Raw genomic sequence first — 12964 nt, 5'->3', positions numbered from 1 at the left:
ACCTACTCGGCAGCGTCGAGATGCGTCTGGTCTTCCTGGAAGGCGGCGTTCGGCTCCGGTGCCGCCTCGCCGGTATTCATGTCACCACTGAGGACAGCTGGATAATCAGAAGCCTCGGCTTCCGCCAGAGCATCGTCGCCGGTGTTGTCGGCGACGTCACCGGCTCCGGAGCAATCTGCCGATGTCACTTCAATCGCCATCCTCAGCGGCTCGGGAAGCCATCCGCTGCCGTCGAGCAGGCGCTCTGCCTCACGCGCCATATCGGCCTTCTTCAGATGATCGATCAGATGAGCCGACTGCTCGCCCCTCGCCTCCCGCACGGCCTGCAGGATATGCGCTTTGGTGATTCTGCCGAGATAGGCATCGACCGTCGGCGTCCAGCCAGCATCGACCATGTCGAAGCCGATCGACCGAGCGAGCTGATCCGCATGAGCGATTGCGCGAGTGCGCTTGTTCCATGGTTCGATCACGGCGTTGAGCGAAAGGGATGCGCAGTGGGCAAACAATGCCAGCCGGCGGACCTCATCGAGCCCGATCAGGAAGTCCCAGAGATCGTCGGGCGCCTTCGGAAGGTCCTGGCCCCATGCCTCCTGCCGCTGATCGATCTCCTTGGCCCAGACTGTGTCGGCTAACCCTTCGATCTGGCCGAAGCCCGCACTTTGCAGCGTAACTTCCAGGCACGTGTCCGACCCATAGTGGTAGAAGGTTTTGAGGACGAAGGCGTGCAGCACGGTAATGAAGGCGATGATCGGATTGTTGGCGAGCGCATCGCGCAGGGCCACGGTGCGGGTCGCCGTCAGATCGACAACCAAGCGGTCGGACAAGGGGCGGATGACGTCGTCCTCCTCCTCTGCCTGATCATTCACAACACGGCCAGCCATCGATACTCCGCCGGTCGACGAAGATCCGGTTACCTCGTGGCCGATCTCGCTCCTGGAGATTACGGCGTCGGTCTCCATCGTCCCGTGCTGCGGTTCGTCCTCCGGTCGGACAAAGCCACGCTCGATCCTCAGTTCGCCGCCGGCGCCGAGCGAGATGAACACGCCGCCACGGGCGACATCCTGTGGATCGAAGATATATGGCCGGTCAGTAAACCGATCGAGCTCGCTGCCGAGTTCCTCCAACCGATGTTCGGTTTCCTCGGAATGCTCCTCGGCGGCGGCATAAGCTGCATCCAGTTCGTCATATTCGGACTTCAGCTCGCCGTGTCGAGCAATCTCCTCCTCGGTCATGTCGACCTGATGACCATAGAAGCGACGCAGCCCCGATGTACGACCGTAAGCAAAGTCGAAAGCGGCTTCGACCCACTTCCAGCCTTCTGCCGCCTTGAGCGCCTCGGCGTCTGCCGTCAATTTCTGAAGCGCCAATTGCTCGACGAGCGCCGGATCCTGCAGCCATCCGCCGTTGTCCTGCTCGAACAGGTCGCGCATGACGACGCCGCCGGCGGCTTCATAGGCATCGATGCCAACATAGACGGCCCGGCGATCGCTCGCGCGGATCGTCGTTTCGGTCAGAAGCCTGCGGATGTAATAGGGTTCGCGTACCCGCTGTCGCGCGATCGTCTCCCAGACCTGCTCCTGCTGGACATGGTCGTTGCTGATGGAAAAGGCCATGACCTGTTCGAGTTTCATGTCATCTTTGGCGTAGAGCTCGAGCAGCCGCGGCGAGACCGAAGCCAAACGCAGGCGTTGCCGGATGGTCGCTGCCGAGACAAAGAAGCGAGCTGCGATTTCTTCTTCGCCCATCCCTTGTTCGCGCAAGGTCTGGAACGCGCGGTATTGGTCAAGGGGATGAAGATCGACGCGCTGGATATTTTCGGCAAGAGAATCCTCAGCTTCGGGAGTTTTGCCGCTGCTGACGATGCAGGGAATGCCCACGGTCTTTGCGAGCCGTTTGCGTAAGACGAGCAGTTCAAGCGCACGGTAACGCCGGCCGCCGGCCGGGATGCGATAAAAGCCAGTCTCGTTGCCGTCATCATCGACTTGAGCCCTAACATTTAGGCTGGTCAGCAGTCCGCGGCGCGCAATATCCTCCGCAAGCTCTTCGATCGAGACGCCGCGCTTGACCCTGCGTACATTCTGCGGGCCCAAAACGAGCTTATCGAAAGGGATGTCACGTCCGACATTGAGCCTAATCTTCTCAATGGCATGTGCCATAATTTTTCTCCGTAAACGGGCCGACCGGAGCTCTCTCCAGCCTCCAAACCCGTCGCGCAATCCCCTTCCCGCCTCTCCCTCTCCTTCGGCACCCGGACGGTGCTCCCGTCGCCATGCATAAGCGACTGCAACTTCAGTAGGTCAAAGATGCGAAGAGATGCTCTGGCTCGATCCGATCACCCAGTTGCCCACAGCGTCACGCGCCGGCGGGCGTGGTCAGCCATTCGCTCGACCTCGTGCCCGACTGGCCGGATTTCCATTGGCCGATCACGCGCATCGCCGAGGTGCCGACAATCTTCTCCAGGCGCGATGAGGGCGGCATCCTTGCCGGAGATCGCGGCTTGAGGTTTTCCATTGCCTGCGCTTGGCCGGAGAGGTGAGTTTCGTCTGCGGTGTCTTCATCGTGGTGCGCTGCCGCGACGCCGAGAGCTGGGACATGCTGGCCCAGAAGGGCCATATTCTCAGCCGCGCCCGGAAGACGGCCATGATCTATCTTTCACACCATCTCCTGGGTCTCGAGGCCGCAACCAGCATCCTCGACGCAGGCTTGCTGAAGCGCTCGAGCGGGGCGCCAGATCCCAAGCCCCATCTGGACCTGATTGCCATCGCCGAGCAGGACCTTCCGGCCGAAACCCTGAACCGACGCGAATCATGAACCGCTGAGCCGGCTGCAACCGGTATCGCTCCCACGCCATCCGGGGTACGATGAGTGTCTGAGAGAGGGCGCAGGCGCCTCGTCAAACCACCTACGTCAGGAGGGCAGTATGAAATCGCCTACAGTGAGAGTTATGGTCGCCACCGAGGAAAATCTGGCGGCCGAAACGGTCGTGCTGGCGTTTGCAGCGGATCCGATGGCGCGATGGACCTGGCCGCATGCACACCAGTATCTTGCTGCCATGCCGCGGATGATCCGGGCGTTCGGGAGCAACGCATTCTTTAACGGAAGCGCCTTTTGCACCGACGGCTATGCCGGGACGGCGCTGTGGCTATCGCCTGGAGTGCATTCCGACGAGGAAGGGCTTGGTGCGGTGCTCGAGAGCACGGTTGCACGCGCTCTTGCCCCCGAAACCACCGCCATATTCGAGCAGATGGCAACGTACCACCCGATAGAACCGCATTGGTATTTGCCCCTGATCGGCGTCGACCCGGCGCATCAAGGCCAAGGTCACGGGGACGCATTGATGGTGTACGCACTCGCACGGTGCGATCGCGATCACGCGCCAGCCTATTTGGAATCCTCGAACCCGAACAACATCCCGTTTTACCGACGCTATGGCTTCGAACCACTCGGCGCTATCCAGGTCGGTTCCTCGCCAACGCTCGTCCCAATGTTGCGGGAGCCCCGTTGAGCTTGAGTTCGATCAGATAGCAAACCCGCGCCAGCGCGCAGTATAGCCAACGAAAGAGTCACCTGAAGGTCAGCGACATGGGATCACGAGGCTTAAGATCGGCAGCCGTCATGGGCGTCGACGAAATAGTACCGCTCTGACGGCCGGTCCCTCCCCGGCCAACCCGTCTCGTCGGTGCGGTAGAAGCGGCCACACGCATCGCAACATGCCTGCCAGTATGGATGAATAGCATCCGGGTACCGTATTCTGTGCGACCGTGCCTGATTTCGAAGATATCGCTGTGAATCCATCAGCAGGGCTTCGAGCCTATACATCGCCAGCCCCAGGTGCTGATCGGACGCGGGACGTACGGCAATAGGGATTAGAGCTTATGGTCTTCGGAAATAGCATCGGACATGTCAGACACCGCGGGTCACCAACCTTGCGATAGCGGGGCTGGACCGAACTACAGCTTTTCCAGCTATAGCATCGGTTTCTTCAGCCCCCATAGCCGCAGCAATTCAGCTGGCGCCGAGATCTCTGCCGCGATGACGTATGGGTCCCCGGAGCGCGTCGCCTTGGTCGCGTCACGCGTTTTGATTGGAAGCCCGTGCCCCATGTTCCTGACCGAGTAGAAGGCCAGTTTCAGACCGTCTGCGGCCCGCCACGACTGCAATCTGCCCCACGGTTTTTCCTCCGCACGTCCGCTTCTGTCGGCGATGCCCTGGACTTCGAGCCACTGAGCGACGCATGCGAGGGCGTTGGCCGGGTTCACAGTCCGATCGTCCATGCCCTGCCAGATGCTTATCGGCGGCCACTGCTTGATCTCGGAGGAGATCTCCGTAACGGCTCGCCCCCAGCCATCAGGTGGTTGCGTCGCGCCCGACTTCATTGCTCGTAACGCGGACATTGCATCTCGGGCCGACCCGTAGGGCATGCCGGCGATGATTGCGGCGCCCGCGAACAGCGAGGGATAATTGGCAACGAGCGCCGCCGTCATCGCCCCACCCGCAGACAGCCCTGTGACAAAGATCCTCGAGCGGTCGATCCGATGGGTTTCGCATGCATGTTCGATCATTTGCTTGATGGATAGCACCTCTCCACGGTCTCTGGCGACGGCGCTTGGGCGGAACCAGTTGAAGCATCGCTGCGAATTATTGAGGCTTCTCTGCTCAGGATAAAGGAGAACGAAGCCGCGTTCTTTGGCGAGTTTGGAGAAACCGGATGCACTATCCAGGCTTTCGGGCGTCTGTCGGCAGCCGTGAAGCACGACCACAAGTGCCGGGCGCTTCGGCAACCGCGCGGCCGGCACAAAGGTTTTCATGATCAGGCGGCCGGGATTGCTTCCAAACGCGGTCGTCTCGACCAGAACGGGTTTCGCGACACGCGGTGTCGGCCTCGTGCGTTTCGCCTTGCTTCGAGGCGCCTTGAGAGCCTTCTCGATCAGCCTGCTGAATTTCTTCTGGGATTTGAGGACCCGAGCTAGCGACTTGCTGAAACCGAATTTCATACGCCGATGGTCTCGAGCCGCGACAACAGCATCCGCAAGCCCGGTTGGGCGGCTTCACGACTTGCATCCTTCAACAGGAACCACTGCATTTTGCGAAGTCCCACTTCAGGGAACGTCACGGCAATTTTGGAAACTTTCAGAAGATGAACGGTGACCCTGTAACGGTTCGCACTACTATCCTTTTGATAGGCGAAGCTGCCGATCGGCGCGCTGCCAACGTCACCGATAATGCCGGCCTCCTCGAACGCCTCCCTCAAAGCAGCCGTGCTGCTCGTTTCGCGGTCTTCGATATGGCCTTTCGGGACGCCCCATCGACCGTTGCGTCGACTGCCGACCAAAAGCACTTCGAGACGTCCCTTCGCATTTCGTCGATAGCAGATGGCGCCGGCCTGTGCGACATCGAGGCCGATGTCGTCGGCTGGAGCTTCGTTTCGTGTTGACTCCTGGAGCATGAACGGCCTCCGATACAGCTCGCAAACTAGGCTGGTGACACTGGCAGGTCCAGTTGTTTCGTCCTACATTTGCGAAACTTGAACATCCCGGGGGTTTCGGCGCTGGCGATGGTCAATCGAGCGTGGAGCGACGTCTTGTCCGAAATCGAAATCAAGCTCGACCTAGCATACGAAACTCCGGACCTCGTCCTGAGTTCCGATCTGCTTGGAGAACCGCAGGAGGTCCTCGAGCAGACATCAACATATTTCGATACGCCAGATCGCAGGCTCATGCAGGGCGGCTACTCGCTGCGCATCCTCAAAACGGGCGCCAGTCATGTGCAGACCGTAAAGGCGACCGGACCCGCGAAATCTCTGTTCTCCCATTCCGAATGGGACACGCCTGTCGAGGGGCTTGAGCCGGTCATCGATCTCACTAGCCCGATCAGAAACGAACCGCGATCGGCCATCGAGCTGGAGCAGGTGTTCACCGTCGAAGTCAAGCGCCGGGTTCGGAACGTCGACGAGAACGGTTCCAAGATCGAGGTCGTGCTCGACACGGGAGTGGCCCTGTCAGGAGACCGGCAGTCTCTAGTTTCCGAGATGGAGCTCGGACTGAAGGACGGCAATCCGAAGGGCCTGTTCGCCCGCAAGGTCGACTAGCTCGTTCCTTTTCAGATCGGCGTGCGCGCTAAATCCGAACAGGGCCTTTCCCTGATCGATAAGAAGCAGAGCGTCTTTAAGGCCGTGAGAGTTCTGCTTGGAAAACGAATGAGGACTGCAAAAGCCTTCCAGGAGATCGCGTCATCATGTTTCCGGCAGTTCCGGCTCAACCAAGACGTCCTCCTGCGGAAGCGCAATCCGGAAGCCTTGCACCAGGCACGCGTGGCTATTCGGCGGCATCAGATTTTCTATCGCCGTCCGCCACCGCAGCGGCGCCGACTGACTTCGTACACAATCGGCTTGGATGGTACGAGATTGTGAAACGAAGCTCTGAATTGCAGTTGAAGGGAATTGAACTATTCACCCCGCTATTCTCAGCACCGGGGGCATAAAACGGCATGCCCGAACGGTCATTCACACCGTGATCGGCGGAGTTCAGATAACCGAACTTCGGAAACATTCAGAGGTACAAACTCAAGAGACTCCAAATCGCTCGAGCATCTTTCGAAGCTGCAGGTTCTCCTGGTGAAGGTGCTTGATCAACAGTGCTCTGAGATGTCGGTTTTCATCATCAAGCGCAGCCAATTCATCGATCGGTGCTTCCAAGAAACCGGCGGAAGATGCCATGCCCCCGTCGACTGCACCATCGATTTGATTTCTTGAGCGCTTTTCGTCAATGCGCGTCGCTATTCGAGCCGGCCGTTTGATCGAATGTTTTTTCGATTGCGAGATGGACGCGAATTGACCGTGATCGTTCTGCGATGGAACGATTTGCACCAGTTCGGTCAAAGAAGCTGCAAGCTGATTTCGGTTTGCGTCATCGCTATCATTGAGCTGATTTCCGGGCTGCTGGTCCTGCGGCATTTTGCCAAGCTGGCCGAGAGCGTCCGGTCCTAGTTTGGATTCGAACAGGTGCGGCGCTTCCGTCTCGACCTGACGGACAAATGCCTTGAAATCGGTGTTCCCCCAGATTGAATTCGACTGCGTGGTCGACCGCCGACGGCCTGACTTGAATTCGACGACGAACTTTCGCTGTGGTGTTTTCATATATGCTAGACCTCTAAATCCTATGCCAAGTTCAAGAAACGTCAAACCGTTTCAGCATCGTTTTGAGCTGGGCATTCTGCAGCTGGAGCTTCCGAGCGAGCTCACTTCTCAGCTTTTTGATGTCCTCATCAAGGCTCGCCACTTCATCGAAGAACGCATCCCCGGCGGATGAGAGGGGCACGCTTTGACCTTCATGGTTGGCGGCAGCGCGCCGCGCGGTTGCGCTTGCCTGGGCTCCCTTCGTCCGTTGACGGCGGCTGGGCGGAGGCCCCCTTCGAGCCTTAATGCTTGTCTCGTTTGGCTCGGGGGCGCTGGCATCTGAATGACGGGCTTCGCTTGGTGCGGGTGTCCATACGTCGTCACCATCGACTGGCGGTTCTGGAGCCTGCACGGCTTCACCACTGTCTTGCCTCTCAGTCAATGCTGATGCCACTTGCTCGACTGGAACAGCCTCGTTGTATTCCGCAGAGGCGGAGTCTTCAGTCGAAGGAGGTGCCGGCGTCTGCTCCGCCTCGTGATGGAGAGCCGCGGGATCGGTATCATGCCCAATGGAGCTCTCCGGCCCCCTTGCCGCTCGTCGCCGTGACGTCAATTCGGCGAGGAATTTCCACGGTGTTTTCATGGGCATTTCCCCTCGATGAACCCAGGTTGCGATGATGTGGCAGCGGCCCTATCCCTCTCGCAGGTCGGCCGGGCACGACGAAGGCGCCCGACGACCGTTTTTTCTGCTGAAGATACGGTGGCTAAGCCGCGTTGGCGGCCGACTTACATGTCTGAGTGGTGATCAAGCAAGCCCGAGCCGTTTGCGCAGGTCGGTATTTTCCTGGCGCAGCTTTTCCGCCAGTAGTTTGCGCAAACGCTTGTTCTCTTCTTCAAGCTGAAGCAGATCTTCCAGCTCATCAATCACGGGCGCGGACGCCTTTGCCGTTTGCTCGGCAGGCTTGGCGGTTTTATTTCTCGCCCTCCCCTTAAGGGCAGTCTTGCCATCGGAGGCTTTTGTCTCGATCGACCTCGGCTTTCTTCCCCTGCCCCGTCGAACAGGTTTTCCCGCATCTGCCGCCGGCAACAGTTCGGTCACCGCTTCGGTCGCAGGAGCCGGTTCGGCAGCTTGCTTTTGACGACGCGGTGCACGCTTCTTCTTAACGTCCGCTTTTATCGGCGCATCCGTTTCCGGGCCCCCTGCAACGGGGCCGGCAATATTCTCTTCAGCCATCAGACATCTCCTCTATAGCCGAAACTGTTTTCGACTGAGTGAAAGATAGAGTCAACTAAGGCGCTACGGCTATCGCCAGCCTGATATTTTGAATTCGATAGATCTGACTCGACCGCCTGCAGACCCTAACTCTTTTGGCTACCTTTTCGCGGGTCATGCATGCGTTCTATGCTGGCGGGAAAACTGGAGAGGGGCATGGACTATCGCCAAAGGTCGGTGCTGTTCGCAGCGCCTGGGCTGATCATCGGGGCTGCCGCAGCAGGCGCGTCGAGCGGTATAACTGTGGCGGATTTCGATAGGCCAGAACTGTTGATTGCCGCGCTGTTTGTCGGCCTCGTCATCGGCATGGCCGTTGAGCAGCTCCTACCAACGACGAGAAAACAGGCGCGGCCGGACAGAAACAGGTCACGCTACGAGAAAAAACGCAGCGATGAGCGCATTCTTTTGCGGCCTTTGCGCCCGGTGCCAGCCGCGGAGTTAGCGAAACCTGTCGACGCCGTGGATCAACTGCGTATCGTGATGCGCTCGAATTTCACCATTCAGCCGTTGCTGAACAAGAGCGAAGCACGCGTGTTTCGCGAGCTCGACAGCATCGTGATCGGCTGCAATTCCTCTTGGCAGGTCATGGCGCAGGTGTCGTTGGGCGAGATCCTCCGAAGCACCGATGCGGAAGCTTACCGTTGCATCAACTCCAAGCGCGTCGACTTACTGCTCGTGGACAGCAATTGCCAACCGCGGCATGTCATCGAGTACCAGGGCGGAGGACACCATCGAGGCACTGCGGCCGCACGCGACGCGGTAAAGAAGGAGGCACTGCGACGCGCCGGGATCGGCTACCACGAGGTGGTGGCTGGCCACACCACCCGATCGGAACTCAGGCGATTGGTCGAGAAGCTGGTGGATGAACCGATTGCCAGCTAACGCGCTCCATTCATCCCATGCGGCCGAGCCAACCACCGCCTCGTCCTGGTGGTATGAAGGCGCAACCGCGATGAACTCCGAATTTCAGGCCGTTCGCGAAAATCTGTTTCCGGCCAGCCACGCATCCATCGAGGACTGGGGGCATTCCCCTGGCATCGTGACCAAACCAACCGAATTCAGGCCCCATAAAGCACATTCGTCACAAGCCATCGCAATCGATGTGTTCGGCACAATCAAGATTATCAAAGATCGCGACCGCATCTTCGACGCCATCGCCGCAAGAGCTGGCGTGGCACCGGGCGGTCCATGGGCGATAAAACTCGAGTGGACGGACACCGAGCGGCTGCTCGGAGAACCAAGGTCCACGCAAGTGGATGCACTTGCGGTTGGCTCAATGGCTGCGCTCGTCATCGAGTGCAAATTCACCGAACCGGGGGGGCAATGTAGTCAAACGGCCTCGTTGCGCTCGGGCGAGCGCCAATGCAACGGAAGCTATGTCGAAAAAATCAACCCTGGGAACGGCTTGCGCGCCCGCTGCGCTCTCACAGGCAACGGCATTCGTTACTGGAAATACATTCCAGAGGTCTTCGCGCTCGATGCGGCTGCAGACATACGCCCTGCCCACCTAAGACTGATGCCTATCAGTGGATGCGCAATGCCGTGTTGGCGGCAGCGTTTGGCAAGCACCGCAATATGCAAGCGACCGCCCTCGCAGCCGTCGCCGATCATCCCAGTTTCCCGACGGCGCGGAAGGTGAAGCGGGGCCCGATGGATCCGAGTCTCGCTGGTCAGGCTGCCATCACACCGATTTCCTATCAACAGATCAGCGCAATCGCTTGTCACGTCGGCTTCGACCAAGAACTTTGGAACGACCTTTCTGCATGGTCGATCGAAAGATCGCAATGGCTGCCTTACGAAGATCGGAATTCCAAGAGGTTTGAAATGAGATATGGGATCGGGCCTGACGACGGTGAATGGGTCTCCTGGTTCGAAGTGGAACAACAGCTTCGATACCATGAGTAGCGTAACCGGTGTTCCGCTCCCACGTTGTCCTCGCCGACCTAATCTGTGATCGCCATTTCCATGGACGAGCAACGGGAGTTTCTCCATGGAGACTACATTGGAGATTCTCACGGCCAGGAAGTCTGGGCGTGAGGTTCATCGGCATTGGCCGGACGAAGTCAAGGCGCAGATCGTTTCGGAGAGCCTTCGGCCCGGCGCGATGGTGAATGAGGTTGCAGAGCGCCATGGCTTGAAGCCAAACCACCTATCAACCTGGAGAACCATGGCACGGCAGGGCAAGCTGGTTCTGCCCGCGCCCGAGGATGCGGTGGAGTTTGCAGCGGTTATCGTCGATAAGGCAGTTTCGAAACCGCCGATCAAAAAAACCAGCCGCCCTGAGATTATCGTCGGCTCCGTCACTATCCGTCTGGAAGAAGGCGTATCTGCCGCCCGGATTGCCGCTGTCGCCCGTGCCTTGGCGGTCCCAGCATGATCTTTCCATCGAACCGGGTTCGGATCATGGTGGCGACCAAGCCGGTCGACTTCCGCAAAGGTCATGATGGATTGGCGGCGCTGGTAAAGAACGAGCTGCACAAGGACCCGTTCACAGGGACGGTCTTCGTATTCCGATCACGCAAGGCCGACCGGTTGAAGCTGATCTACTGGGATGGGAGCGGTCTGGTGATGGCCTACAAACGGCTGGAGGAGCATACGTTCACTTGGCCGGGCATCAAGGATGGCCTGATGACCTTGGGCCACGCTCAATTCGAGGCCCTGTTTGCAGGCCTCGACTGGCGTCGGGTTCGCGCTGTGGAGGCGAGACCGCCGCATGCCATCGAATAGGTGCGGCACGATGACTCGGGCGGCAAATTCCAACGGCGAAGTACGGCTGGTTTTGGTAGACTTCCGCCATGTTGGACGCCGGCGATCTTCCCGACGATATTGCAGCTTTGAAGGCGATGCTGATCGCAGCGCAACGCGTGAAGTCCGCAAGGATGAGCGGCTGGAGAAGCTGGTCGCCGCTTTCAAGCAGGCTGCCTTCGGCCGCAAATCCGAGAAGGCCGATCCCGAGCAGTTCGATCTTGCACTGGAAGACCTTGAGACAGCCATCGCGGCCGTCCATGCCGAAGACGAGGCGGATGGCCCATCGGGTAAGCAGCAGGCCAAACCACGCGCCGCCAATCGCGGCTCTCTTCCGCCCATCTTCCTCGTATGGAAGAGATCATCGAGCCGGAAAGCCTGATCTGCGCATGCGGTGGAGGCCTGCATTGCATCGGCGAAGATGTGTCCGAACGGTTGGATGTCATCCCGGCGCAGTTCCGTGTCTTCGTAACCCGTCGTCCAAAATATGCTTGCCGTGCCTGCACCGACGGCGTTGCCCAGGCCCCCGCGCCTCCAAGATTGATCCATGCCGGATTGCCGACAGAGGCGACCATCGCTCATGTGCTGGTGTCCAAATACGCAGATCACCTACCACTCTATCGGCAGGCCCAGATCATGAGCCGCCAGGGTATCGAACTCGACCGTTCCACGCTGGCCGATTGGGTTGGCCGGGCAGCTTTCGAACTGCGCCCGGTCTTCGACGTCCTGATCGCCGACCTGAAGCGGTCGACGAAGCTGTTCATGGATGAGACCCGTGCGCCAGTGCTCGATCCCGGTTCCCGCAAAACCAAGACCGGCTACTTCTGGGCACTGGCCCGAGATGATCGTCCGTGGAATGGCGGTGCTCCGCCCGGTGTGGCCTTCACCTATGCTCCGGGTCGCGGCGGGCATCATGCCGAGCGGATATTGAAGGAGTTCACGGGCATCCTTCAGGTGGACGGCTACGCCGGATATAACAGATTGATCGCACCGGATCGTATTGGCCCAGACATCCGGCTTGCCTATTGTTGGGCGCATGCGCGGCGTAAGCTGGTCGAGATCACCCGCAACGGTCCGGCACCGATTGCCGAAGAAGGCGTGAAGCGTATCGGCGAACTCTATCGGATAGAGGCCGAATTGCGCGGCCTCTCCGCAGAAGCTCGTTTCGCCGCGCGGCAACTACGATCAGTGCCATTGATCGCGGACATGCGAACTTGGCTCACTCAGCATCGTGCCCGTGTCGCTGGCAAGTCGCCGCTCGGCGAAGCGCTTGCCTATATGGCTAAATACTGGGATGGCCTTTGCATCTTCCTCACCGACGGGCGCATCGAGATCGACAACAACACCGTCGAGAGAACCATCCGACCCATCGCGTTGAATAGGAAGAATGCTCTCTTCGCCGGACACGACGTAGGAGCTGATAACTGGGCGACCATCGCCTCACTCATCGAAACCTGTAAGCTCAATCCTGTCGATCCGCTCGCTTATTTGACCGCCACCCTTACTGTCATAGTCAAGGGTCATAAGCAGAACCGGATTGACGATCTTTTGCCATGGAATTCTGGGTCCTTACCATCCTATCTCCATCGATGACCGCGACCGCATCCGAAGAGTTTTGTCGGCGCTTGACCCTTTGGTTTGCCCATGTCTAAGGTTTTGCATGAGCGAACCAGAAATTCCCCTCAAAGGCGGTGCAGATTCGAACGTTGTTCGGGTAGGCAGCACCGTTCGGCGGGTCGTCGCGCGTGGTCATCTTCTGTTCTGGACCTGCTGCGTCACGTTGAACAACAGGGGTTTGAGGGCGCTCCCCGTGCGCTGGGCTTCGATGATGA

14 protein-coding genes and 2 pseudogenes are annotated in these 12964 nt (G+C 59.1%); 9 read left to right on the top strand and 7 right to left on the bottom strand.

Going from position 1 to position 12964, the window contains the following annotated elements:
* Positions 1 to 2: 2 nt before the first annotated feature.
* Positions 3 to 2156 (bottom strand): ParB/RepB/Spo0J family partition protein, encoded by a 2154-nt coding sequence (locus GA0061105_RS27805; RefSeq protein ID WP_092754043.1) that lies wholly within the window; start codon positions 2154 to 2156, stop codon positions 3 to 5.
* A gap of 196 nt (positions 2157 to 2352) precedes the next feature.
* Positions 2353 to 2511 carry a hypothetical protein gene (locus tag GA0061105_RS33005; RefSeq protein WP_167358585.1) on the bottom strand — a complete coding sequence of 53 codons (159 nt, stop codon included), beginning with the start codon at positions 2509 to 2511 and terminating at the stop codon, positions 2353 to 2355.
* A gap of 21 nt (positions 2512 to 2532) precedes the next feature.
* Here GA0061105_RS33005 and GA0061105_RS27800 point away from each other — a divergent pair, with 21 nt between their 5' ends.
* Together GA0061105_RS27800 and GA0061105_RS27795 are read left to right on the top strand one after the other, a co-directional pair.
* Complete coding sequence (locus GA0061105_RS27800) at positions 2533 to 2811, top strand: hypothetical protein (protein ID WP_141130239.1); 279 nt, start codon at positions 2533 to 2535, stop codon at positions 2809 to 2811.
* A 109-nt stretch (positions 2812 to 2920) separates the two neighbouring features.
* Complete coding sequence (locus GA0061105_RS27795; protein WP_092754040.1) at positions 2921 to 3505, top strand: GNAT family N-acetyltransferase; 585 nt, start codon at positions 2921 to 2923, stop codon at positions 3503 to 3505.
* A gap of 460 nt (positions 3506 to 3965) precedes the next feature.
* On the opposite strand, the gene GA0061105_RS27790 is transcribed toward GA0061105_RS27795, so the two are convergent.
* The gene (locus GA0061105_RS27790; protein WP_092754038.1) at positions 3966 to 4994 is read right to left on the bottom strand and encodes an extracellular catalytic domain type 1 short-chain-length polyhydroxyalkanoate depolymerase; all 1029 of its coding nucleotides are present in this window, start codon (positions 4992 to 4994) and stop codon (positions 3966 to 3968) included.
* Positions 4991 to 5446, bottom strand: a complete 456-nt coding sequence (locus GA0061105_RS27785) for an NUDIX hydrolase (protein ID WP_092754036.1) — start codon at positions 5444 to 5446, stop codon at positions 4991 to 4993. Before GA0061105_RS27785 ends, GA0061105_RS27790 begins: the two co-directional genes overlap by 4 nt.
* 135 nt (positions 5447 to 5581) lie before the next feature.
* Between GA0061105_RS27785 and GA0061105_RS27780 the strand changes: the two genes are divergently transcribed.
* A complete protein-coding gene (locus GA0061105_RS27780) occupies positions 5582 to 6088 on the top strand; it encodes a CYTH domain-containing protein (RefSeq protein WP_167358584.1) in 507 nt (168 codons plus the stop codon).
* Positions 6089 to 6196: 108 nt separating this feature from the next.
* Positions 6197 to 6409 (top strand): CHAD domain-containing protein, encoded by a 213-nt coding sequence (locus GA0061105_RS34125; RefSeq protein WP_092754032.1) that lies wholly within the window; start codon positions 6197 to 6199, stop codon positions 6407 to 6409.
* Between the two features lie 153 nt (positions 6410 to 6562).
* On the opposite strand, the gene GA0061105_RS27770 is transcribed toward GA0061105_RS34125, so the two are convergent.
* The 3 genes from GA0061105_RS27770 to GA0061105_RS27760 form a co-directional block, all read right to left on the bottom strand.
* The gene (locus tag GA0061105_RS27770) at positions 6563 to 7135 is read right to left on the bottom strand and encodes a hypothetical protein (protein ID WP_092754030.1); all 573 of its coding nucleotides are present in this window, start codon (positions 7133 to 7135) and stop codon (positions 6563 to 6565) included.
* Between the two features lie 31 nt (positions 7136 to 7166).
* Positions 7167 to 7757: a hypothetical protein gene (locus GA0061105_RS27765; RefSeq protein WP_092754028.1), complete on the bottom strand. Its 591-nt coding sequence runs from the start codon at positions 7755 to 7757 to the stop codon at positions 7167 to 7169.
* 162 nt (positions 7758 to 7919) lie between these two features.
* A complete protein-coding gene (locus GA0061105_RS27760; RefSeq protein ID WP_092754026.1) occupies positions 7920 to 8348 on the bottom strand; it encodes a SyrB2 regulator in 429 nt (142 codons plus the stop codon).
* Positions 8349 to 8543: 195 nt separating this feature from the next.
* Between GA0061105_RS27760 and GA0061105_RS27755 the strand changes: the two genes are divergently transcribed.
* The 5 genes and pseudogenes from GA0061105_RS27755 to tnpC all read left to right on the top strand — a co-directional run bounded on the left by GA0061105_RS27755 (position 8544) and on the right by tnpC (position 12725).
* A complete protein-coding gene (locus tag GA0061105_RS27755) occupies positions 8544 to 9269 on the top strand; it encodes a DUF2726 domain-containing protein (protein WP_092754024.1) in 726 nt (241 codons plus the stop codon).
* A 70-nt stretch (positions 9270 to 9339) separates the two neighbouring features.
* A pseudogene (locus GA0061105_RS27750) lies at positions 9340 to 10210 on the top strand (PGN_0703 family putative restriction endonuclease).
* 179 nt (positions 10211 to 10389) lie between these two features.
* Positions 10390 to 10764, top strand: coding sequence for an IS66-like element accessory protein TnpA (gene tnpA / locus GA0061105_RS32580; protein ID WP_245304437.1), 375 nt, complete (start codon positions 10390 to 10392; stop codon positions 10762 to 10764).
* The gene (gene tnpB / locus GA0061105_RS32575; protein WP_141130237.1) at positions 10761 to 11114 is read left to right on the top strand and encodes an IS66 family insertion sequence element accessory protein TnpB; all 354 of its coding nucleotides are present in this window, start codon (positions 10761 to 10763) and stop codon (positions 11112 to 11114) included. The genes tnpA and tnpB overlap by 4 nt, the downstream gene beginning before the upstream one ends.
* 68 nt (positions 11115 to 11182) lie before the next feature.
* A pseudogene (tnpC, locus tag GA0061105_RS27740) lies at positions 11183 to 12725 on the top strand (IS66 family transposase).
* Positions 12726 to 12964: the final 239 nt, after the last annotated feature.

The sequence above is a fragment of the Rhizobium aethiopicum genome (genome assembly GCF_900094625.1).
GTDB classification, from domain to species: domain Bacteria; phylum Pseudomonadota; class Alphaproteobacteria; order Rhizobiales; family Rhizobiaceae; genus Rhizobium; species Rhizobium aethiopicum.
The sequence above is the reverse complement of the archived record's forward strand: the minus strand, read 5'-3'. Positions and strand labels throughout refer to the sequence as shown.

Excerpts from the sequence above, each read along its gene's own strand:
- GA0061105_RS27770 (WP_092754030.1), bottom strand. The coding sequence starts at position 7,135 with ATGAAAACACCACAGCGAAAGTTCGTCGTCGAATTCAAGTCAGGCCGT.
- tnpB (WP_141130237.1), top strand. The coding sequence starts at position 10,761 with ATGATCTTTCCATCGAACCGGGTTCGGATCATGGTGGCGACCAAGCCG.
- GA0061105_RS27805 (WP_092754043.1), bottom strand. The coding sequence starts at position 2,156 with ATGGCACATGCCATTGAGAAGATTAGGCTCAATGTCGGACGTGACATC.
- GA0061105_RS27795 (WP_092754040.1), top strand. The coding sequence starts at position 2,921 with ATGAAATCGCCTACAGTGAGAGTTATGGTCGCCACCGAGGAAAATCTG.
- GA0061105_RS27765 (WP_092754028.1), bottom strand. The coding sequence starts at position 7,757 with ATGAAAACACCGTGGAAATTCCTCGCCGAATTGACGTCACGGCGACGA.
- GA0061105_RS27790 (WP_092754038.1), bottom strand. The coding sequence starts at position 4,994 with ATGAAATTCGGTTTCAGCAAGTCGCTAGCTCGGGTCCTCAAATCCCAG.
- GA0061105_RS27755 (WP_092754024.1), top strand. The coding sequence starts at position 8,544 with ATGGACTATCGCCAAAGGTCGGTGCTGTTCGCAGCGCCTGGGCTGATC.
- GA0061105_RS27760 (WP_092754026.1), bottom strand. The coding sequence starts at position 8,348 with ATGGCTGAAGAGAATATTGCCGGCCCCGTTGCAGGGGGCCCGGAAACG.
- GA0061105_RS34125 (WP_092754032.1), top strand. The coding sequence starts at position 6,197 with ATGAGGACTGCAAAAGCCTTCCAGGAGATCGCGTCATCATGTTTCCGG.
- GA0061105_RS27785 (WP_092754036.1), bottom strand. The coding sequence starts at position 5,446 with ATGCTCCAGGAGTCAACACGAAACGAAGCTCCAGCCGACGACATCGGC.
- GA0061105_RS33005 (WP_167358585.1), bottom strand. The coding sequence starts at position 2,511 with ATGGAAAACCTCAAGCCGCGATCTCCGGCAAGGATGCCGCCCTCATCG.